The sequence below is a fragment of the Prauserella muralis genome (assembly GCF_003202285.1).
Lineage (GTDB): Bacteria > Actinomycetota > Actinomycetes > Mycobacteriales > Pseudonocardiaceae > Prauserella_B > Prauserella_B muralis.
The window spans coordinates 1230448-1251650 of sequence record NZ_MASW01000002.1 but is presented as its reverse complement, the minus strand read 5'-3'; the positions used below and the strand labels follow the sequence as shown (position 1 = coordinate 1251650).

The following is a 21203-nucleotide window of genomic DNA, read 5'->3' as shown; positions in this document are numbered from 1 at the left end:
TCTTTCCTCGTCAGACGCCCACGCCGGGGCCGAAGTAGCGCTCGAAGCGCTTGGCGATGCCGGACCAGTCACCGTCGTACGGGAAGCGCACCACGTCCCAGCCCTTGTCGAGCAGCCGGTCCTCCGCTTCGAGGTCGCGTTCGGCGACGACGCTGTGCTCGTGCACCGGACCGTCGACGAACACCGCGACGTTGACACCGTGCAAGCGGTAGACGTAGTCGGGACGCGCGAGCGCCTCGGCGACGAACGTCTGCGCCTCGTCCGGAAGCCGCAGCCCGTGCTTCTTCAGCCACGTGATCAGCTTGCCCTCCAGCCCCGTGTCCGACTGCGCGGCCAGCCGCTCCAGCTGCTCGGAGCGCGACTCACCCCGGCCGGTGGTGAGCGCCCTGGCGCCGGAGAGGCGGACCAACAGGTCCTTGATCGAGTGACGGTCAATCGCGCCGTGGTCGGGCTGGTTGCCGTAGGTCAGCAGGCAGTCGTAGCAGCCGCGCGCACACGGCCGGTCGGGATGGGGGCCGCCCCGGTCGGCGCCGTCCGGGTCGAAGTGGCAGATGTCCAGCGCGACCTTCGCCGCGCGCTGGAGCGCGTCGGGGTCCGCCTGCAGCAGCCGCAGCACCCCGGCGCCGCCCTCCGCGGCCTCGGTGAACAGCATGCGGTCCCGATCGCCCTCGTCCGGCGGCAGGAGCTCGCTGGTCAGCTCGGCGTCCTCCAACTCGAAGGCCGCCTCGATGCCGCGTTCCAGCGCGTACATCAGCGACAGCGCCGTCGCCTCCGGCAGCGCGCTGGCGAGCCTGACGACGAGGATGTTGCGGCGGTCCTCGACGTAGGGGATCACCCGCTTCTTCCGGCGCTTCTCGTTGCCGTCGGCGTCGACGACGGGCATCTCACTGGAGTCGCCCGACGCCTCGGCGGCGTCTCGCTCGTTCATCCATCGACCGTCGACGGGGTCGAGCCAGAACCCTGGCGGCTCGTCCTCGGCGGCACGGAGCCTGCCGACGTTGGTGATGCGCACCGTGGCGGAGTCGCCATAGGACACGGTGGCGAGGACGCCGTGTTCGTCGGAGACCGTGGCATCCCGGCGGCCGGGTCGTGCCCCGTGGTCGTGGAACCGGTAGGAGGTCACCAGCCGGAACCCCGCCCGCCTGCGCTCCTCCTCGTCGGAGGAGATCCGCTCGCGGCGCTGGGTGTAGACGGTGTGCAGCTGGAGCAGACCGGTGGCGACCTCGCGCAGCGGTTCGTCGCACATCTGGCAGCGGTCGACGTTCTCTCTCGCGTCGTGGTGGTAACCGCAGACGGCGCAGCGTTTCGCGCTGGTGGTCACCACGTCGCCGGTGGCGTCCGGCGGCAGCTGGATCCGGGTGACCTGATAGCGCGACCCCTCGTGGTAGATCAGCGCCCCCGGGCCGAACTCGCGGATCGCGAGGAACCGTGGTCGCTGCAGGTAGTCACCGTCACCGAACCGGCGCCCGGTGGTGGGAATGTAGGCGGCCAGCGGCAGCCGGGGGAACGAGTATCCCGGCAGGAAACCCTCGCTGGCGAGGTAGCGATAGGGGTAGAAGTCCGAGAGCACGGACTTGTTGTCGACGCTCTCGTTCTTCAGCAGGTTCAGCTGGGTCTCCGCCTCCTTCCGGCGCCGGACCGCCGCATTGCGATCGCGCTCGGCCAGCGTGTGGTCGAGCACCCTCCGGTTCTGCTCAGCCTGGTCCACCAGCGCGGCCCGGAACAGGTCCCGCCAGCGATCCAGGGCTCGGTCGAACTGTTCCCCGGCCGCCCGGACGGTGTCGTCGATCCATTGGTCGTGCCACCACGCGCTGTCGGCGAACTCGGCCAGCAGGCCGCCGAGCACCTGGCGAGCGGCCGCGGTGGCCCGCCGCCACGCGGCGCTGTCCCGCAGTGCGGCGGCCACGTGGTCGTGTAGGGGCAGTTTCGGATCCGGCCTGCGGCTGTCCTCGGCGTAGCTGATGTCGACGATCTCGGGAATGGACCTGCCCAGCTTGAGACCCGACTCGGCCAGCCAGATGGCCTGGACGTGTGAGCGCACCAGATCCTCGTTGGCGAGGTCGAGCCGTGGGGGTGCTACCGCCCCGGCGACCATGCGGTCGGAACGGCGGAAGTAGTACTGGTCGTGGCTGTTCCCCGTGGCGCAGTAGGTGGTGACGAGGGCGGGCTGCCCCGACCGGCCTGCCCGGCCACTGCGCTGGGCGTAGTTGGCGGGCGTCGGTGGCACGTTGCGCATCATCACCGCGTTGAGCTCGGAGATGTCGACCCCGAGTTCCATCGTCGGTGAGCAGTAGAGCAGCTTGAGGTCACCGTCGCGGAAGGCGTCCTCGCGCCGTTCCCGCTCCGCGGGGTCGACCTGAGCGGTGTGCTCCTTGGCGCCGAACCCGCCGAGGGCGCCCGCGGTGCTGCGGTACAGGTCACGGAAGAACGCGTTGACGCGCGGCCCGTCCCCACTGGCGTAGGTGCGGGTGAGCGGATCGTGGGTGCCACGCTCCCCGGTCCCGGCGCGCCAGATCAGAGCCCTGGCAGCGATGCGGTAACCGGTCATGACCGGACCCGTGGAGCGCCGGAAACGTCCCGCGCGCTGCGGAGCCGTCTCCACCTTGTGCAGCAGCTGAGCGTCGGCGAGCACCTCCAGCAGGTCAGCGATGACGTGCTGGGCGTCGTCGGTCGAGAGTTCGGGGAAGTGTGCCCTGCGCAGGTATTTGCCGAACTTGCCGCGTCCCGAGAGGAACAGCCCGGAGCGGTCCACACCCGGCTTGGAACCGCGTGGATAAGCAGTACCGACCTGTGGCTTGTCACTGCCCGACAGCACCCACGGTTCGACGAGCCGCTCCTCGCTCGCGCGCTGGAGCGTGTCGAAGTCGTCCCGGAAGTACTGCACGTCGATGGCGAGCGCCCGGCGCATTTCGTCCAGCAACACGCGCATGATCTCGATGCGGCGACCCGGCTCGGCAGCACGGAGTTCCGGCTGTGCCTTCGCCCAGCGTTCGCCGTTGGCGGCCAGCCACTCCAGGTCTTCGTAGTGGATCTCCAGCAGGCCGGTCTGCTCGAGGTTTGGCATGGTGACCCGCCAGCCACGCTGCAGATCCAGATAGAGCCGGAACGCGATGACGTCCCGGAGTGTCTTGGCCGCGTTACGCGCCAGCGAAGGTGGCAGGTCGGCGGTTCCCGCGTAGTCGGCCACGCCCACATCCAGCGCGTCAGCGACGCGGGAGGCGAGCTCCTCGTGCCGGATCCCTTCTTCACCCGCCTCGACCGTGGCCTGGTACAACGCGGCGCGCAGCTGAGTGATCTGCACGAAGTCGTTGAAATGACCCGCCTGCAGCGAGGCGTCCTGCCGGTTGTCGACGAAGGTGAGCAGTTTGCGGGCCTTTTTGTCGAGCGCCCCGACTGGGGCCTGTTTCAAGGACCGCACGATGGACGCGGAGACGAGTGAGGTCGCGGACGAGCGGCCTTCCTGGTCGAGCGTGGCCAGCTTGGCGAAGTCCTTCCCGCGTACCTGCTCGTAGCTCACGGCACAGTGCAGGCAAAACAGGAACGGCGCCGGGATGAACGCGGCGTCCAGCTCGCCCTGCCCCTCGTTGCCGTAGGCGTCGACGGTCACGGCCCGGGGCAAGCGCTTCTGATACGAATCCCGCACCGTCTCGTGGCCGTGGTCGTCGACCTGCAGCCAGGACTCGGGAAGGCGGCGGTCGACGATGGCTTCTTCCGTGGTGCGGGGCCACGGCCGGTCGGGATCAATGTAGAGGTAGCCGTCGCCGGCGCGTCCACCCGTCGCGGAGGTGTCCCGGCGCGGCTCGTAGCGGGTTCCGTCGGGGCCGGTCTTCCGCCAGACCGTCAGGTACTCCTGCCCGCACTCGCGGCAGAAGGCCAGTGGCAGCAGGATCTTGCCGCCCGAACCCGGATGGACGCGCTGGTAGTCGCGGGTGAGGTGGCGGCTCTCCTTGTCCTCGAGAGTGACGTAGACCGTGTCGCCTTTGGACAGGAACTGGTGCAGCCGGAACGCGAACAGCGGGCGGTCGGTCACCGGATGCCGTGCCTGGGAGCCCGCCTCCAGTGTCCGGCGGATCGCCTCGGCGCAGACGTCCGCTGAGACGCCGCTGTTCCTGGACAGCTCGTCCGCGGCCTCCTCGATCTTCACGGGACGTTGCCTGACGAGCCTGCCGGAGCCTTCCTCGGTGGCGAGGCCGAATCGGGTTTCGATCCACTGCGCGAGCGGGTCGGCCACGAGGTCCGCGTAGGCCCGCGGCGCGTCCTGCGCCCGGAGCCGCTCAGCGGGCACCGTGCCGGGCGCGCTGCCGGTCGCGCGCACCAGGGTCTCGCCGATCACGTGCTCGGGACGCACGGTTGCGCCGAACAGGGTCGAGGCGACCTTGGCGACGACGGCACGGCGGTCGCCCTCTGTGCCCTCGCTGGACATGGTGGCCGACGTGCCCACGCACTGCAGCGCTTCGGCCTGGCAGGCCTCCCGGACCCGGCGGATGAGCAGCGCGACGTCAGCGCCCTGGCGGCCACGGTACGTGTGCAGCTCGTCGAAGACGAGGAACTCCAGTCCGGTGGCCATCCTGATGAGCGAGCGCCGGTCGTCGGGCCGGGTGAGCATCAGCTCGAGCATCACGTAGTTGGTCAGCAGAATGTCTGGTGGGTTCTGCTGGATCTCCCGACGCCGTTCCTCGTTTTCCTGGCCGGTGTAGCGGGCGTAGGTGACCGGTTCGCGGCCGGTGCCGTAGCCATCGAGCAGGAACTTGTCCAGTTCCTTGAGCTGGCTGTTGGCCAGCGCGTTCATCGGGTAGACGATGATCGCGCGAACGCGTTGGGCGGCCTCCGAACCTTCCTGCTCGCGAGCACGCAGCACCCGGTCGACGATCGGCACGAGGTAGGACAGCGACTTGCCGGATCCCGTGCCGGTGGTGAGCACGTAGGATTCGCCGGACCGCGCCACGTCGATCGCCTCGCGCTGGTGGCGATGCAGGGTGACCGGGCGGCCGTCGCAGACCGTGCCGCCGTCGGTCTTGCCGGTCTGGAAGATGTGCTGACACTCCGGGTGCAGCACGCCCGCCTGCACCAGCTCCAGCACGGTCCCGCCGGAGGCGAAGAACGGGTTGAGCGACAGCCAGGGATCCGGCCACTGCGACTTCGCGTTCAGGTCCTCCTCGACGAACGCGGCGATCCGCTGGTCCCGGATGACCGTGCCGCCCTCGGTGAACGCACGGTAATCCTTGATCAGCTGACGATGGATACCGAAGACATCCATCCCCGTAGGTGCTGCCCGCGTTTCAGATGCTGCCGCAGCTGCCACTGGCGAGGGCGCACGCATCGCGCGGAGTTCGGCGAGGCCCACTACCGGGTCAAAGGCATCCCAGCCCGTGACTCCCTCGTTGGCCGAAGCAGGCACCTGTGCCAGGAGGACGTCTCGGACCGCGATCGCGTCGACCGGCCGATCCGCCGGGTCCTTCGCCAGCAGCTTGTCGATCAGCCTCGCGATGTCCAGCGGGACATCGGGCCGCAACGGCCGCACGGGTGGCGGCGCCTCGGTCAGGTGCTTGTGCCCAAGTTCGTGCGCCGACTCACTGTGGAAGGGTGGTACCCCGGTGAGGAGTTCGAAGAGCACGCAGCCGAGGGCGTACAGGTCTGCTGCGGGGCCGACCGCGGACGCCTGGAACTGCTCGGGCGCCATGTAGCGGGCCGTTCCGACGGTGACGCCGCTGCTCGTGAGACGTGTGGTGTCATCGGCGATGCGGCCCATGCCGAAGTCGAGGACCTTGACGACACCACCACGGACCACCATCACGTTCGACGGCTTGAGGTCACGGTGAATCACGCCCGCGGCGTGGGTCGCGGCCAAACCGTCCGCGATCTGCGCCCCCAGAGCCGCAACCCACGACACCGGTGACTGTGCGCGCTCGGAAACGAGGTCGCGGAGCGATCGCCCGTCGAGGAACTCCATGGCCAGGTACGGCAGCCCGTCAGAGTCCACACCGCCGTCGACGAGTCGCGGCAGGTTGGGGTGGTGGAGTTTGCGCATGATGTGCAGTTCGCGTTCGAAACGCTGGGCAGTCTTCGTATCAGCACTGGCATCGACGATGGCGCCTGAGCGAGTACGGAGGATCAACTTCACCGCAACGATGCGGTCGCGCGCACCGTCGGCCACATGCGTGTCCTCGGCGCGATGCACCTCGCCCATGTTGCCCTTGCCGATCGGGCCGAGCAGGCGGAACCGGCCCGCCACCACCTCCGGTCTCGCTGACACTCAGGCCCTCCTGCGCCGTGATCACCGTAGTCTGCACGCTGTACATCGGGCGGGATCCATTCTCCGTAACGCCAAGCGCACGCGCAGCAACACGATCGTTGCACTAGCCTGTTAACTATGTCAACACGCACCTCAATGCGGGATACCGCGAGCCGGCCTCGGAGGCATCAGGCAACCGTGATACCCCCGACCTCGGCGAGGGCCGCCCGCAATCGCCGCTGGCGGTCGATGAACCACCCGATCAACCGTTCCCAGTTGTCGCGATCGGTGACGGCGCCGGTTCCGATCTCACAAATCCGGCAGGCTTTGCGCCCCTCCAGGGGTTGGAACGTCAAGGTGCCCCCGTAGGCGGCTTCCAATTCGGTCCGGGACTGCTGAAGACGCTGGAACCGGGACGTGTTGATCTCAGGATCGTGGTGGCCAAGGTAGAGCTCGGAGCGCACAGTGTCGCCACGGCCGAAATTGACACTGAACTCGGCCCCGGCGACGCCGGTTGTCGTGTTGAACCAGTTTTGCGCCGGTCCCTTCCGAGCTCGTGACCAATCCAATCCCGCGTCCCCCAGGGCGGCGATGTAACGGTCCCAGAACTCGGCGTAGAGCAGGTTCTTGTCGCTTCCGCTGCTGTCCCCGCCATGGGCGTGGCTTCGCACCGTCTTGCCCCAGTCGTTGGGTTGCACGATTACCCGGAACAGCGGGGCCGGCGCCGAGTCGCCGATGCGCACCGCGGAAACCTCGACGCCAAAGAAGCGCGTATCGGGATCTGTCCGCGCATTCAGCCAATCCAGGGCCGCAGGGTGCTCCTCGCGAAACTCGCGGGCGATCCAGACGACGTTGACCGCGTCCGTCCCGCCCGCGTACGTGAGCAACTGCCCGAGGTGAGAGTGATCGGTGGTTTCCAGCTGGTTCTCGACGATGACGCTCTCGTTGGTGCCGACATCACGCCCCACGAGATCCAGCGAGAAGCCGCCGACAGGATGTTCCGCCGTGGTGATGTCCAGCTCCATGCCCAGCGCTTCACCCAAGGCGTCTGCGTTGTCGAGCAACCAAGGCGTGAAATCGAGCGCTTCGTGCGGCCAGATTTCCCGAAGGGCCACGGGCTCCAGGCGCCCGAGTACAGGATTCGTACGCTCCCCGCTCCCCGTCATCCACGAGAGTCTACGAGCCGCCAGCCTGCCTTGAGAGCCGAAACCAGCTGGCGAATCACTCGGCGCAGCGGTCACCCATCACCGCCGAGGTGGTACAAGGCGATGTCGACATCACGGGCCCGCCAGTCCTCTCCGTACTCAGCCGCGACGGCGCGTAGGACCTCGATGCGATGGAGATAGCGGCCATAGCGATCGTTCCAGCCGGTCAGCTCCAGCCCTAGCCGGGACAGCCCCGTCATCGCCCGCCGGTCGTAGACCGCCATGCGATCCGGCGCGGCTGCTGTGAGCAGGGCGGACGCGAGGGCGGGTCCGTGCCGGAATCCGGGTACCTTTCGCAACTCGGCACAGCCCTGCCGCCCGGCGTCCGCGACCGGCAGCCGATCATCGTTGGCTGCCGCGACCGCGGCCGCCGTGGCCTCGCGCACCTGCTGGTCAGGCATGTCGCCCAGCCGGCGGGCCCAGCGCGTGTCCGCGCGGATCCGCTTCCACAGGACCAGCGCCCCGATGTCGGCCTTGCCGATCGAGCCAGTCGCCGCGATGCGTGCCGCCACCTCGCGCAGGACCTCGTCGTAGATCTCCTCCGCCCGCGCGCTGTATCCGACACGGGCCGCGGACAGCAGCGGCCATGCCGAGGCGGGGACTGCCTCCCGCGAAATGGTCATGCGGGTACTTCGTTCGAGGACCCCGATCCGCTACAGGCTCCGCGACGTAGGGCGTTCTATCGTGCACGGGTGGCTCACTACCTGCTCGTCATCGGCGACCGCGAGGCGCTCGGCTGGGTCCTGACCGCGCAGCGTATGGCTTTTCCCGGGTTCGGCCGTGCCGAGATTCGAGCACTCTCGCCCGGCGACGAACTGCTGCTGTACACCACACGCGGGTGCTTCAAGAACCCCACACGGGACCGGGGACGCGTGATCGCGGTGGGCACGGCCCGCACGGCGGTGGCGACGCTGGACGCGCCCGTCGAAATCGCTGGCCGGAGCTTCCCGGTCGGCTGCGATGTCGAGTTCCACACGGCCACGCGCTGGCCCGGCGGCGTGGAGCTTAGTCCCCTGGTCGGTGAGCTGGACGCCTTCGCCGACCTCGGGCGGAGCTGGAGCGTCCGGCTGCGCCGCCCCCTGGCGCGCCTCACCGACGGCGATGCCAAGCTGTTGCGCACGCAGCTCGAAGCGGCGGGTCCAGAGCCGCTCGAGCGAGTGCTCGACCAGTACACCCGCTGGTGGCAACCCGGGCGGTCTCGAACGTGAGGATCGCCTGCGTCAACGGCGTTGCTAGCGGTCCACCACGTCAAGCACCCCGTCAGCCAGCCCGTCACGCAGCTGTGCGCTGAGGACCTCGCTGAGCTCGGTCACCTCCCGGATCGTCGCACCGAATTCCCGCAGGGCACGGAAGGCCTTGCCCAGTCGGCGCTGTTCCTCGATCGGTAGCAACGGCACCCCGACCCGGCGAACGTCCAGCCTCCGTGCCCCCGACAGGGTCGTGCTGGCCGTCTCGACCACGCGGCGCGCGGTGAGCAGCCCGGCGAGGAAGTCGACATCCAACCGCTCCGGTTCCACCCGCAGCAGCGTGAGGTTCGGCCCCAGGAGGAGCCCTGCATGGTCGATGACCCGGATCGCCGACCGGTCCCCGGCCACGATGGTCGGGACGACGAGGTCACCCGGAAGTAGCGGGACGACCTCGCCGCCGGGCTGCCGGACCAGCCGCATGGTCGCGGGAGCCTGCATGGCGACGTCGCGCCCCGTCAGGACACATTCACCGCTCGCATCGGGCGAGTCGTCGAGCTCCAGCTTCGCGGACTGGTGTCGCACGGTGAGCGCACCGGCCTTGGCAAGCTCGCCGATCGTGAGGCTGGGGTGCGACTCCGGCCGTTTCGCCGACACGACGGGGAGAAGGCCCGGCACCGAACGCAGCAGGTGCCCCAGCCGTGCGCGCTGCTCGTCGAGCCTCGCAATGTCCACGGTCACAGGTGGTGCCGGGAGGTGCCGGGCCGGGGTGAGATCGACGTCCTCGTCGAGGAGGTCGATCGCCGGAACGACGTTCTGGCGGCCCGGCACGGTCTCCACGGTGCCGCCCGCGCGGAACGTGCGCCAGGGATCCAGCACCGCCGAGCGCAGCGCGGGCCAGTCGGCATCGCCGCGTTCCCTGCCGCCGTGACCGCTCGCGTCGACAAGGAGGACGGGGCTCCCCGCGTCGGCCTCCGCGGGCGCGCGGAGAAGCCACCCGTGCACCGGTATCCCGCTGGAGGGCAACAGACCCGCAGGCAACGCGAAGATCGCCCGCACCACGCCTCGCCGGATCAGCTCCTTACGGACGAGACGGCCGGAACGACGCGAGGCCACCGCCGCCGGGAGAAGGCAGACCACCACCCCACCCGGGCGGGCATGCGCCAGGCAGTGCTGCACCCACGCCAGCTCCGGCTCGTTCTTCACCGGGAGTCCGTACTCCCACCTCCGGTCGACGCCCAGCTCCTCGTAGCCCCAGTCCCGATAGCCGAAGGGTGGTTCACACAGCACCACGTCTGCCTGCGCCCCCGGATGCCCGTCGGCACGCAGTGCATCGCCGGGCACCACCGTGGCCGATGCATGCAGCCTCAAGCGTCCTTGCGCGAGGCCGGCCAGATCGGGATCGAGTTCCTGGCCGAGCAGCCGCTCCGCCCCGCGGGCGGCCGCTGCCAGCAGGAGGTTGCCCGGACCGCACGCTGGGTCGAGCACCGTCCCGTGCGCGTCCGCCAGCTCGGCCATGAGTTCCGCAAGCTCGACTGCCGTGGCCAGGTGCCGGCGTCCGAGCCGCGCGGCGTGCCGGGCGCACAGTTGCTCGACCACCGCGGCGCGTGAGCCGCCTTCGACGCGGGCGAGGTGTTGGCGCACCGGCTCCGGCAACGGGCCGGACTGGCGGGGATCGTGCAGGCGGACCAGCAGGTCACGGAGGAGTTGCGTGATCTCTTCGTCACCACGCCCGACCGACAACGACCGCCAGAGTGCGTCCTCGTCAGCGGGCGTACGCAACTTGCCCTGCTCGCGAAGCCACTGCTCGACCTCCCCGAGCCGGAACTTGGGGCTGGCCGACGTGCCTCCCGCCGGGTCCGGAAAGTCGGCATGACGGCGCCGCCAGTTGCTGACAGCCGCCCTGCCGACATCCGCCAGCCGCGCGACCTCGGCTGCGCTCACCAGTTGCTCGTCATCGCTCACGGCCTCTCCTTCCTGCCGCTGTGAACATACCATACTCGTGAATACATGTTGACTATGTTCACATCCAGTGCTTGACTCGAGTAGTTCACGGCAGTCCCATCAACGACCCGAGGACGTCCGATGAAGGAGAAGACCCTCGCCGAACTCGTCACCGCCGCTCAGAGCGGAGACGAAGAGGCGACGAACGAGTTGTTCACGAGGCTGTCGCCGATCATCGTTCGCTACTGCCGCGCACGGATCAGTCCGAACGGGCGCGGTCATGCCTCGGCCGACGATGTCGCTCAGGAGGTGTTCCTCGCCGTGTTGAAGGCACTGCCCCGATTCCAGGGCGCCGAGGAGGGCTTCGTGCCGTTCGTGTACGGGATCGCCGCGCACAAGGTCGCCGACCACTACCGGGCCACCGGACGGGACCGGACTCAGTCAGCCACCGAGCCGACCGACGAGCCGGATCCAAGTCCTGGGCCCGAGCAACGTGCGCTGACCAGCGATCTCGGCGCCCGCATGCGTACGCTGCTCGACCAGTTGCCGCCCATACAGCGCGAGATCATCGTGCTCCGGGTCGCGGTCGGCTGGACCTCGACGGAAACGGCCGCTGCCGTGGGCTGGAGTCCCACAGCGGTGCGCGTCGCCCAACACCGCGCCCTCGGGAAGCTGCGGCGCCAGCTCGGCCCCGGCTCGCTCGGAGACTGGTGACTGTGTGCTGACCAGGCCGCAACTTCCCCACACGAGGCCAACACACTCGCCGAACCGATACGTCTGTATGGCTCTACTGGTATGGTTAGCCATATGAAGACGACCGTGAACCTTCCCGACGAGCTCCTGCGGGAGGCTCAGGAGGTCGCGCGCCGCGAGCGCACCACGCTGAGGGAGCTGATCGAGACCGGTCTGCGTACCGTGGTCCAGCAGCGCGCCAGCGACACTCCGTTCACCCTCGAGGACGCCAGTGTCGACGGCCAGGGCCTGCAGCCGGAGTTCCGGGGTGCACGGTGGGAGGACATCAGGGACACGATCTACAGCCATCCGGCATGATCGCGGTCGACACCAACATCCTCGTCTATGCACACCGGCGCGATGCCGAGTTCCATGGTGCGGCGGCAGAGTGCGTGAAAGCGCTGGCGGAAGGGCGATCCGCGTGGGCGATCCCATGGCCGTGCCTGCACGAGTTCTTCGCGATCACCACGCACCCGAAGATCTACGACCCGCCGAGCACCCGGGAACAGGCCACCGCCCAGATCGACGCCTGGCTCGCCTCGCCGACCTTGTCCGTGCTGGGCGAACCCGCAGGCTATTGGCCTGACCTGAAGGCCCTCCTGAGCGCCGGACGCGTGATCGGCCCCATGGTGCACGACGCGCGGGTCGCTGCGCTGTGCGTGGCCCACGGCGTGCGGGAGCTGTGGTCGGCCGACCGGGACTTCAGCCGGTTCACCACCGCACTCCAGGTCAGCAACCCGCTCGTCGCGTAGCGTGCCCGGCCCTCAGGCCGGGGCGACGGACTCGATGTTGGCGACGGTGAAGTCGCGGTCGCCGTTGCGGAGGTAGCACCAGGATTCCAGCCAGCGGCCGAACAGCACACGGGGCTGGATCGCCCGGCGGGTCCGGGTGCCGTTCTTGTCCCGGTACACGATCGCCACGTCCCGCTCCTGATCGAGGGCGTCGGCGAGCAGGGCGAGCTCCGCGGCGCTCAGCCGCGGGTTCAGCTCGGCCAACTGCTCGAACGTCTCCCCCGGCCCGCCGTCCGATACCGTCTCGCCTTCGGGGTCGGCCAGCAGCCGGGCGGCGAGGTTAGTGGCGCTCACCCGGTCACGAGTGGCGCCCGGGCCTGCCCGACGCGAGGCCGCGGCCTCGTGTTCGGCGTTCTCCTCGATGATGACCGCACCCTCGGCGTCCTCGGCGACCGGCGCGAATCCGGCGGCACGCAACGCCGCCAGCACGTTGTCGAGCTCGTAGGGGCTCGAAAGCACCGTGGGCGCGAGCCGCGCCAGGTGGAGCTTGCCCAGCCTGCGCGTGTGCAGAATCTCGGTCACGGTCGCTTCGTCGGCCAGGACGCACGAACGCAGGCCGCGGACCCTGACCTGCCCGTGCCGCCGGGACACGTCGGCGATGAGGTAGTCCAGCGGTTGCGGCAGTGGCCGGTCGGACAGCACGGCAAGCTCCTGCCGCAGACTCTCGGCGTTCCAGCCAGTATCCAGGGCGTGCCGGACGGTCTCCGGAGTGAACCGCCAGATGCTCGCCGTCCCCCGCGTCTCGCACACCGCCGCCGCACCCAGCAACCGTGAGGCGCGCACGGTCAGCTGCCCGGACACCACGGCGGTGAGGTCCGACTGCAACACCACCGTGCACGGCGCCTCCGGCAGCAGCGACGCGACCCGGTCGGCCAGCTCCGCCACCGGATCGTCGGCACTCTCGTCGGCCACCGCCGCCAGCCGCTCACCACAGTCCGTGACGACGTCGCCGGCGAGCACACCGAGCAGGTGACCTTCCCGCACCACTGCCTCGACCTTCTGCCCCACCTCATCGGGCTCGTAGCCGTGCAGGGGACAGAACCAGTCGAGCTGCCGTCCCGCCGCGTCGAACGATCGGCCACCCGCCGCGGCGCGCACCAGCGCCCGGCGGATCATGCCCGCGCCCGACGCGAGCGGCAATGGCGGTGGCACCTCCTTGCCGTCGTCCTGCTCCCGGCTGGTCGGCGCGTGCTCCATGCCGAACCAGGCGGTGGCCAGTTCCGCCCACTGGCGGCTGGGCTCCTCCTCCCGCCACCGCGAAAACGCCTCGGTGGGCGCGTACCCCGCGTCGGTGTGCCCAAGCAGGCCAGCCGCATGCGCGACGTCGATGGCCAACAGCACCGTCTCGGCGGGCAGCGCCAGCCGGGCCGCCAACCGGGTGCGTTCCCGCGCGCCGACCCCGCCCTTCTTCAGCGCGGCGAGGGGCTTCGACCGCGCCGTGTCCAGCACGCTCGTCACCGCCCGCAGCACATCCTGTGCGGCGGCCTGCGCGGTGGCCAGCATCTCGGCGGGTGACATCGCCGCGCTCGGCAGGTCGAGCGGCCCGGTCAGCACCGGCGGCTCGAACTCGGCGAGCCACGCCGCGACCGCCACCTCGCGGGGCACTTCCCAGCGACCGTTGACGTTCAGCGCGAGCCCCGCGGCGGCCAGGAGGCGCTGCGGTCCGGCAGGACGCGGCGCCGGGAGGCTCCAGAAGGCCCCCGGCGAGCCGTGGCTCAGCACGTCGAGGCAGTCACGAGCAGGCCGCGGCAACCCCGCGACGACCCTCGCCACAGCCGGGGTGTCGGCCAGCGCGTCCGCGAGCCGCGCGATCAACTCCGGCTTCCGGAGGCCTTCCGCCTCGGCGCCCAGCGCTGCCGCCGCCACGCGCAGGTCCTCCACCCGCACCGACCGCGCGACGTCGGCGACCGGCCTGCCATCGCCCACCTCCGCGGACCAGTGCGCCGCCAACCGGTCCGGCAGCCGCACGGTCTCGCCGTCCAGCCAGGCCAGCCCGCGCTCGCACAGGTCGGTCACCAGGTCGGCCACGACCGGCTCGGGGGCGCCGAGCAACCGCGCCACCTTCCGGACCGTCGCCTCCCCGCCCAGCGCGGCCACGGCCTGCCCAGTCCGCACGCCGTCACGAGTCAGCTGCCGGAGCGCGAAGGCCAGTGACTCCGCCCCGCCCAGCCGCTCGGCCAGTTGCCCGAAGCCGCGCGGCACAGGCTCGATGCGCACGTCCGGGCGCAGGCGCAACAGCCGTGCCAGCCGTGTTTCGTCCAGGCCCGCCAGGTACTCGGCGAAGGAACCGCTCACCACGGGCCGCATTCTGCCGCAGGCGCGAGGTCAGGAACCTGGCAGCCGTTGCCAGGCCTTGCGCGTGAGGGCGTATTCCACGTCCCCGTGCTCGGCGCCCTCGATGGGCTCGGGCCACGGTTCGAAGAACGTGCGCACCAGGCGCAGGCCGGCCTTCTCCAGCACTCGCCGCGAGGCCGTGTTGATGGTCATCGTGGTCGCCACCACCCGGTCCACGCCGAGATCGGCGAAGGCGTGCCGGACCAGCGCCCGGGCCCCCTCGGTCGCATACCCCCGGCCCCACACGGCGCGGCGGAGGCGGTACCCCAGCTCGATGCCACCGCACAGGCCCACGCTGCTCGCGGGCCGCAGACTGAACCAGCCCAGGAACGACTCCTCGGCCGTCTCCATCGCGGCGTAGCGGCCGAATCCGTCCGGCAGCTCGTCGTAGTCGCGCAGGATCGCGGGGAGAGCGCGCTCCACGACGACGGCACGGGGCACCGGGCGCCCGTCGCCGATGAAGCGCATCACCTCCGGATCGCCGTGCAGGGCGGCCAGGGATTCCGCGTCGGCCTCGGTGAAGCGGCGCAGGCGCATCCGCGCGGTCGTCAGGTCCGGCACCCGGCGATTCCACCGCCGGAACGGTGCCGCCCGCAACCGGGTTCTGGTGCACTCGGCGGCCGCGCCGCACGATGGGTCCTGTGACCACGCCGTGGGAGCGGTACAAGGCCGTGCTGACCCGGTTGCTCGACGAGCACCCGGAGGCGGCGCTCGGCTTCGACGACCCGCGGGTCGATGAGGGCCGCGAACCGCCCTTCTCGCTCTCCCTCGCCGCATGGGCCGTCGACCTGGCCGAGGAGGTGCACGCCCGCTTCGGTGCCGAGGTGGACGTGGGCGTAGGCGCCATGCCGTGCCCCGCGCGCGAGATGCGGTTCGACGTCACGCCGTATCTCGACCCGCCCGCCCCGGTGGCCGCCACGGCGGAGCTCGGGTTCGCGTTGGACGGGCCGCTGTCGCTCCGGTCCGGGCACACCGTCCACCACGGCCTGCGGGTGACGAACCGCACGGGCGCCGAGCTGACGGTGTTCACCAACGGGCAGGTGACGGGGGCCGTGATCGATGCGCCCACCGACCGCGTCGTGGGTGGCTCCGTGGAGTTGCAGACACAGCCGCTCGTCACCTTTCCCACCCCTGCCGGAGCCACCCGGGTGGTCCCGCTCCTCGTCGGCACCGCCAGTTTCGACCCCGTGCTCGGCTACGCCGTCCCACCGGGCGAGTGGGCACTCCGCACGACCGTCGATCTGGGCAACGACCGACACGTGCGCACACCCCTGCTGCCGTTCACCGTCGTCGCCTGACGCCGCACGGCTCACCCGCCGACCCGCCCGCTGCGACCCAGGTCGAGGATGACGTCCGTCATCGCCTGCTCGGCGGGGGTCGCCGCGCGCGAGGCCAGCCGCGCGAGCAGGATGCGGCGGCTCGGTGCGTAGCCGTCGAGGCGCAGCACGCGCACGTCGGCACGCAGGTTGGCCAGCGCCAGCCTCGGCGCCAGCGCGATGCCGAGGCCGACGGCCACCATGGCCTGCGCCTCCTGGTAGTCGTTGGCCTCGAACGCGACCGACGGCTCGAACCCGGCGGCGTGCGCGGTGCGGGACAGCACCTCGGCCACCGGATGGTGGTCGCCGCGGATGATCCAGCTTTCCTCGGCGAGCTCGCTCACGTCCACCGACGTCCGGTCCGCGAGCCGGTGCGACTCCGCCACGACGAGCGAGGTCGGGTCCTCGGTCACCACCTTCAGCTCCAGCGAGTCCGTCGTGATGCGCGACCACTCGTACTCCCACAGGAACGCCAGCTCCACGCTGCGCCGGTCGAGCAGGTCGAGCAGCTGGCTCAGCCGCGCGCTGTGCACGGACAGCCGCACCCCGGGATACGCGCGGCGGTACCCGGTGACCGCGAGCGGCAGCAGCGACGAGGCGACGGTCGGGAACGTGCCGAGCCGCAGCGACCCCTCCCGCAGGCCCGCGATGTCGTCCAGCCGCACCCGCAGCGCCTCCAGATTGCGTTCAATGGCCAGCGCGTGCTCCACGACGACCCGGCCGGCCTCGGTGAGGCTCACGCCCCGGTGGTGCCGGTCGAGCAGCGGCTGCCCGACGTCGCTCTCCAACCGCCGGATCTGCTGCGAGATCGCGGACGGCGTGTAGGCCAGCGCGCTCGCTGCCGAGGTCATCGACCCGTGCCGCGCGACCTCGGCGAGCAGGCGGAGGCGGGTCAGGTCCAGAGTTGCGTGAAGCATGGCTTCATTGTGCATGTACGAATTGGCGCTTGTGCTTACCGCAAGCGCCGGAGAGTATGGCCACGCAAACCGCGTACAAATTGTATTCAATATTTCCCTGTGAGGTGGCCGTGCGTGTTCCGGCAGTGCTGATGCGTGGGGGGACCAGCCGTGGCCTGTTCTTCCACGACCGAGACCTCCCCACGGAGCCGGCCGTCCGCGACGCGTTCATCCTCGCCGCCTACGGCAGTCCCGACACCGACCGCCGCCAGGTCGACGGGATCGGCGGGGCGACGTCGAGCACCAGCAAGGTCGCCATCATCTCCGACGGCAGCCGCCACGGCGTCGACGTGCTCTACGAGTTCGGGCAGGTTGCGATCGACAGGGCACTCATCGACCGCCGCGGCAACTGCGGCAACCTCTCGTCGGGAGTGGGCCCGTTCGCGGTGGACGAGGGACTCGTCGAGCCCACGGAGCCGGTGACGCCCGTGCGGATCCTCAACGTCAACACGGGCAAGGTCATCGTCGCGCACGTGCCGACCCGCAACGGGCGGTTCGATCCCGCGGGGGACTTCACCGTTCCCGGCGTCCCCGGCACCGGCTCGCGGATCCGGCTCGACTACGAGGACCCGGCGGGCGCGGTCACCGGCTCGCTGCTGCCCACGGGCAGCCCGCGGGACGAGCTGACCGTTCCCGAGCTGGGCACGATCCCGGTGTCGCTGGTGGACGCCGCCAACCCGTTGCTGTTCGTGCGGTGGGAGTCGCTCGGTCTCAAAGGGACCGAGAGTCCCGACGAGATCGACTCCGACCCGGCGCTGCTCGCCCGGATCGAGGCGGTGCGCTCGCACGGGTCGGTGCTCGCGGGCATCACGGAGACACCCGAGGAGGCCACCGCGTACACGCCGTCGGTGCCGAAGCTGACCTTCGTCGGCGCGCCGCGAGACTACGTGCTCACCGACGGTGCACTGCAGAACGCCGGGGACACGACCGTGCGAGCCGCGATGATGTCGATGGGTAGGGTGCACCGGTCGTATGCGCTCACCGGTGGCATCTGCACGGCCGTCGCGGCCGGCATCCCCGGAACGCTGGTCGCCGAGGCGGCCGGTGGACCGAGCGGCGAATGCCACATCGGGCACCCCGCCGGGGTGCTGCCGCTGAGCGCCGACGTGCGGCAGGAGGACGGCGGGTGGCGCGTCGCTTCGGTGACCGGATATCGCACGGCCCGGCGGCTCATGGAGGGCACCGTGCTGGTGCCCGGCTCGTGGCTGGACAGCCGGCTCGATGTCGTGACGCAATAAGGAGGCACAGAGGATGAAACGGACAACGACGTTCGGATCCCGGGCCAGGGTCGTGGTGGCGACGATGGCCGCGGTAGGGCTCGCCGCCGGATGCGCGAACCCGCAGGGACTGGGCAGCGGCGGAGGCGAGGCCTCGTCGGAGATGCCGACCAGGACCGAGCTCGTGATCCCGTACTCGGAGGGCGGCGGCACCGACACCTGGGCCCGGTTCCTCGCCCCGTACCTGGAAAAGCACATCGAGGGCAACCCGGCCTTCACGCCGAAGAACGTGCCGGGAGGCGAGAGCATCACCGGCTCCAACCAGTTCGTGCAGAGCGGTGGCACCGACGGCAGCCAGGTGCTGGTCACCTCCGGCACCACGTACTTCCAGGCACTGCTGGGGCGCAGCGAGGTGCAGTTCGACTTCACCACGATGCGCCCGCTCATGCTCAACGGCACCGGCGGCGTCATCTACGCCTCGCCGAGCACCGGCCTCCGGTCGGCCAAGGACCTGGCCAACCCGGAGAAGCCGCTGACCTACGGCGGCATCAGCGCCACGGGCCTCGACCTGACGATGCTGCAGGCCTTCGACGTGCTCGGCACCAAGCTCGACGCCACGTTCGGCTTCGAGGGACGCGGCCCGGCGCGGCTGGCGTTCGAGCGCGGCGAGGTCAATGTGGACTACCAGACCACCTCGGCGTACCTGACGCAGGTCAAGCCGCTCGTCGACGCGGGCAAGGCGGTGCCGCTGATGTCCTTCGGCATGTCGAAGGACGGCAAGATCGTGCGCGACCCGAACGTGCCCGACCTGCCGACGGTGGAGGAGGTCTACCGGCAGCTGCACGGCAAGGCGCCGAGCGGCGAGGCCTACGAGGCCTACCGCGCGTTCCTCATCCCGGGCTACGTCTACCAGAAGGGCCTCTGGGCCAACGAGGGCACGCCCGAGAAGATCGTCCAGTCCTACTGGGACGCCGTCGACAAGATCAGCAAGGACCCGAAGTTCGCCTCCTCCAGCGAGGACGTGCTCGGTGGCTACCCGCTGTACTCGGGCAAGGAGGCCGAACAGGAGCTGCAGGAGGCCTTCCGGATCAAGCCGGAGGTTCGCGAGTACACGTTGGACATGCTGAAGAAGTCCTACGACGTCACGCTCGACGGCAACTGACGCTGCGGCCACCACCGCCGGTGAGCGGCGCCCCGGGCAACCGCCCGCCGCTCACCGGCGTGGCGCGACAGCACCTGTCTTCCCGTAAAGGACACCCGCCATGCTCGACGCGGCACTGAGCGCGCTCGGCGCTCTGCTCGACCCCACCACCCTGGCCTTCCTGGTCGCCGGTGTGCTGGCCGGCCTGGTCATCGGCATCATCCCGGGGCTCGGCGGCACCGGGGCGGTCGCCATCCTGCTCCCGTTCGTCTTCATCATCGAGCCGCACCAGGCACTCGCCCTCATCATCGGCGCGGTCGCGGTGGTGCACACCTCCGACACGATCTCCTCGGTGCTCATCGGCATACCCGGCTCGGCGTCGGCCACGGTGCTCATGCTCGACGGCCACGAGATGGCCAAACGCGGGCAGGGCGCCCGCGCGCTGGCCATCGCCTTCCTGGCCTCGATGGCGGGCGGTCTGCTCGGCGCCGTCGGGCTGACGCTGTCGATCCCGCTGGCCCGCCCGCTGGTGCTGAACTTCGGCTCACCCGAGCTGTTCATGCTGACGGTGCTCGGTATCTCGCTCGCGGCGCTGCTGTCCCGCGGCAACATGCTCAAGGGACTCGTCGCGGGTGCGTTCGGCCTGCTGCTGGGCGAGATCGGCGCGGCGCCCGCCGCCGCCGACTACCGGTTCACCTTCGGCACCCTGTTCCTCAACGAGGGCCTGGACCTCGTGGCCGTGGCGCTCGGGATCTTCGGCATCGCCGAGGTGGTGTCCCTCGTCGCCCGCAAGACCAGCATCGCGTCCGGCTCCGGTATCGGCTCCGGCTGGGGCACGGGCCTGCGGGATGTGCTGCGGCACTGGACGCACGTGCTCCGCGGTGCCTTCGTCGGCATCTGGGCGGGAGTGCTGCCCGGTGTCGGCGCGACGGCAGGCACCTGGATGGCCTACGGGCAGGCGCGGGCCACCGCACGCAGGAAGGGCAAGAACAAGTTCGGCAAGGGCGATCCGCGGGGCATCATCGCGCCGGAGAGCGCCAACAACAGCGTCGAGGCGGGCGATCTCATCCCCACCCTGCTGTTCGGCATCCCCGGTGGCGCCCCCGCGGCACTGCTGCTCGGGGCGCTGCTGGTGTTCGGCATCGAGCCGGGCCCGCGCATGATCACCGACCACCTCGACATCATCTACACCATCGTCTGGTCGTTCGCGCTGGCGAGCGTCATCGGCGCGGCGCTGTGCTTCCTGTGCAGCTTCCCGCTGGCCAAGCTGAGTTTCGTGCGGTTTCCCGTGCTCGCGGGCGGCCTCGTCGTGATCCTGTTCACCAGCGGGTTCCAGGAGTCGCAGCAGATCGCGGTGCTGCAGATCATGCTGGTGCTCGGCGCCATCGGCTGGCTCATGAAGTCGACCGGGTTCCCGCGCGCGCCGTTTCTCATCGGCTTCGTGCTGAGCGTGCCGCTGGAGCGCTACTACTACCTGACCGCGAACCTGTACTCGTTCTCGGACTGGGCGCTACGGCCCGGTGTGCTCGTGATGGCGGCGGTGCTGGTCATCCCGTTGGTGCTGGCCGCCGTGCGCTGGGCGAAGGCCCGCACCGCGCGGACCGCGGCGCGACCGTCGGCAGGCGCGCAGAGCCCGGCCGGGGACACGCCCGCCGACGAGGACGACAGCGACGCCGACGGCACGGCGGCACCCCCGGGGTGGACGGTGGCCGTCACCGGCGGGTTCCTCGTGGTGTTCGTGGGCGGATTCCTGCTGGCCCAGGGCTACAGCGAGAAGGCGCGGCTGGTGCCGACGCTGGTCTGCCTGCTCGGCGCGGCGCTCGCGGCGCTCGCACTCGCGGTCCAGGTGTACCGGCGGCGCGGAACCCCGCCCGACGAGACGCAGGCCAAGGCGTGGCGGGCCGAGCTCGGCTGGGTCGCGCGCGCGTTCGCGTGGCTGGTGGGCTTCGTCGTCCTCGTGTACGTGCTGGGCCTGCTGCTGGCAGCGCTGGTGTTCGTGCCGGTGTTCCTGTGGCGGGTCGCCCAGCTGCGGCCCCACGTCATCGCCACCTACACGGCCGTGCTGCTCGGCGTACTGCTGCTGTTGCAGGGCTTCGCCGACATCGCCCTGCCCGTCGGGTACCTCACGCCCGCGATCCTGGTGGCGTAGCC

At 70.3% G+C, this 21203-nt stretch carries 15 protein-coding genes; 8 read left to right on the top strand and 7 right to left on the bottom strand.

From position 1 onward, the window contains the following. Positions 1–10: 10 nt before the first annotated feature. The 3 genes from BAY60_RS17085 to BAY60_RS17075 form a co-directional block, all read right to left on the bottom strand. Positions 11–6253 carry a protein kinase domain-containing protein gene (locus tag BAY60_RS17085; protein ID WP_112281900.1) on the bottom strand — a complete coding sequence of 2081 codons (6243 nt, stop codon included), beginning with the start codon at positions 6251–6253 and terminating at the stop codon, positions 11–13. A gap of 167 nt (positions 6254–6420) precedes the next feature. Then, entirely contained in the window at positions 6421–7347 is a 927-nt protein-coding gene (locus tag BAY60_RS17080; protein ID WP_170160439.1) for a DUF4268 domain-containing protein, read from the bottom strand. A 122-nt stretch (positions 7348–7469) separates the two neighbouring features. Next, positions 7470–8060: a hypothetical protein gene (locus BAY60_RS17075; protein ID WP_211330347.1), complete on the bottom strand. Its 591-nt coding sequence runs from the start codon at positions 8058–8060 to the stop codon at positions 7470–7472. A gap of 69 nt (positions 8061–8129) precedes the next feature. Between BAY60_RS17075 and BAY60_RS17070 the strand changes: the two genes are divergently transcribed. Beyond that, entirely contained in the window at positions 8130–8645 is a 516-nt protein-coding gene (locus tag BAY60_RS17070) for a hypothetical protein (protein ID WP_112281898.1), read from the top strand. 24 nt (positions 8646–8669) lie between these two features. On the opposite strand, the gene BAY60_RS17065 is transcribed toward BAY60_RS17070, so the two are convergent. Continuing rightward, complete coding sequence (locus BAY60_RS17065; RefSeq protein ID WP_342769773.1) at positions 8670–10586, bottom strand: N-6 DNA methylase; 1917 nt, start codon at positions 10584–10586, stop codon at positions 8670–8672. Positions 10587–10706: 120 nt separating this feature from the next. Between BAY60_RS17065 and shbA the strand changes: the two genes are divergently transcribed. The 3 genes from shbA to BAY60_RS17050 all read left to right on the top strand — a co-directional run bounded on the left by shbA (position 10707) and on the right by BAY60_RS17050 (position 12049). After that, positions 10707–11279, top strand: a complete 573-nt coding sequence (shbA, locus tag BAY60_RS17060) for an RNA polymerase sigma factor ShbA (protein ID WP_112281896.1) — start codon at positions 10707–10709, stop codon at positions 11277–11279. A 93-nt stretch (positions 11280–11372) separates the two neighbouring features. Continuing rightward, positions 11373–11615, top strand: coding sequence for a type II toxin-antitoxin system VapB family antitoxin (locus tag BAY60_RS17055; RefSeq protein ID WP_245992561.1), 243 nt, complete (start codon positions 11373–11375; stop codon positions 11613–11615). Beyond that, entirely contained in the window at positions 11612–12049 is a 438-nt protein-coding gene (locus BAY60_RS17050) for a type II toxin-antitoxin system VapC family toxin (RefSeq protein WP_112281894.1), read from the top strand. Before BAY60_RS17055 ends, BAY60_RS17050 begins: the two co-directional genes overlap by 4 nt. A 12-nt stretch (positions 12050–12061) precedes the next feature. Here the strand turns inward: BAY60_RS17050 and BAY60_RS17045 are convergent, their stop codons facing one another. Next, the gene (locus tag BAY60_RS17045) at positions 12062–14395 is read right to left on the bottom strand and encodes a helicase-associated domain-containing protein (protein WP_245992559.1); all 2334 of its coding nucleotides are present in this window, start codon (positions 14393–14395) and stop codon (positions 12062–12064) included. 18 nt (positions 14396–14413) lie between these two features. Further along, positions 14414–14959 (bottom strand): GNAT family N-acetyltransferase, encoded by a 546-nt coding sequence (locus BAY60_RS17040; RefSeq protein ID WP_112282435.1) that lies wholly within the window; start codon positions 14957–14959, stop codon positions 14414–14416. 104 nt (positions 14960–15063) lie between these two features. Between BAY60_RS17040 and BAY60_RS17035 the strand changes: the two genes are divergently transcribed. Next, positions 15064–15720, top strand: coding sequence for a hypothetical protein (locus BAY60_RS17035; protein ID WP_112281893.1), 657 nt, complete (start codon positions 15064–15066; stop codon positions 15718–15720). An 11-nt stretch (positions 15721–15731) separates the two neighbouring features. Here the strand turns inward: BAY60_RS17035 and BAY60_RS17030 are convergent, their stop codons facing one another. Continuing rightward, positions 15732–16655: a LysR family transcriptional regulator gene (locus BAY60_RS17030; RefSeq protein ID WP_245992557.1), complete on the bottom strand. Its 924-nt coding sequence runs from the start codon at positions 16653–16655 to the stop codon at positions 15732–15734. A gap of 110 nt (positions 16656–16765) precedes the next feature. On the opposite strand from BAY60_RS17030, the gene BAY60_RS17025 reads away from it, so the two are divergent. The 3 genes from BAY60_RS17025 (at position 16766) to BAY60_RS17015 (ending at position 21201) form a co-directional block, all read left to right on the top strand. Beyond that, entirely contained in the window at positions 16766–17932 is a 1167-nt protein-coding gene (locus BAY60_RS17025) for a 2-methylaconitate cis-trans isomerase PrpF family protein (RefSeq protein WP_112281891.1), read from the top strand. A gap of 13 nt (positions 17933–17945) precedes the next feature. After that, positions 17946–19073: a Bug family tripartite tricarboxylate transporter substrate binding protein gene (locus BAY60_RS17020; RefSeq protein ID WP_112281890.1), complete on the top strand. Its 1128-nt coding sequence runs from the start codon at positions 17946–17948 to the stop codon at positions 19071–19073. Between the two features lie 100 nt (positions 19074–19173). Beyond that, complete coding sequence (locus BAY60_RS17015; RefSeq protein ID WP_112281889.1) at positions 19174–21201, top strand: tripartite tricarboxylate transporter permease; 2028 nt, start codon at positions 19174–19176, stop codon at positions 21199–21201. Positions 21202–21203: the final 2 nt, after the last annotated feature.

Coding starts and splice junctions, on each gene's coding strand:
- BAY60_RS17075 (WP_211330347.1), bottom strand. CDS start 8,060: ATGACCATTTCGCGGGAGGCAGTCCCCGCCTCGGCATGGCCGCTGCTG.
- shbA (WP_112281896.1), top strand. CDS start 10,707: ATGAAGGAGAAGACCCTCGCCGAACTCGTCACCGCCGCTCAGAGCGGA.
- BAY60_RS17055 (WP_245992561.1), top strand. CDS start 11,373: ATGAAGACGACCGTGAACCTTCCCGACGAGCTCCTGCGGGAGGCTCAG.
- BAY60_RS17050 (WP_112281894.1), top strand. CDS start 11,612: ATGATCGCGGTCGACACCAACATCCTCGTCTATGCACACCGGCGCGAT.
- BAY60_RS17045 (WP_245992559.1), bottom strand. CDS start 14,395: ATGCGGCCCGTGGTGAGCGGTTCCTTCGCCGAGTACCTGGCGGGCCTG.
- BAY60_RS17040 (WP_112282435.1), bottom strand. CDS start 14,959: ATGCGCCTGCGCCGCTTCACCGAGGCCGACGCGGAATCCCTGGCCGCC.
- BAY60_RS17030 (WP_245992557.1), bottom strand. CDS start 16,655: ATGCTTCACGCAACTCTGGACCTGACCCGCCTCCGCCTGCTCGCCGAG.
- BAY60_RS17020 (WP_112281890.1), top strand. CDS start 17,946: ATGAAACGGACAACGACGTTCGGATCCCGGGCCAGGGTCGTGGTGGCG.
- BAY60_RS17015 (WP_112281889.1), top strand. CDS start 19,174: ATGCTCGACGCGGCACTGAGCGCGCTCGGCGCTCTGCTCGACCCCACC.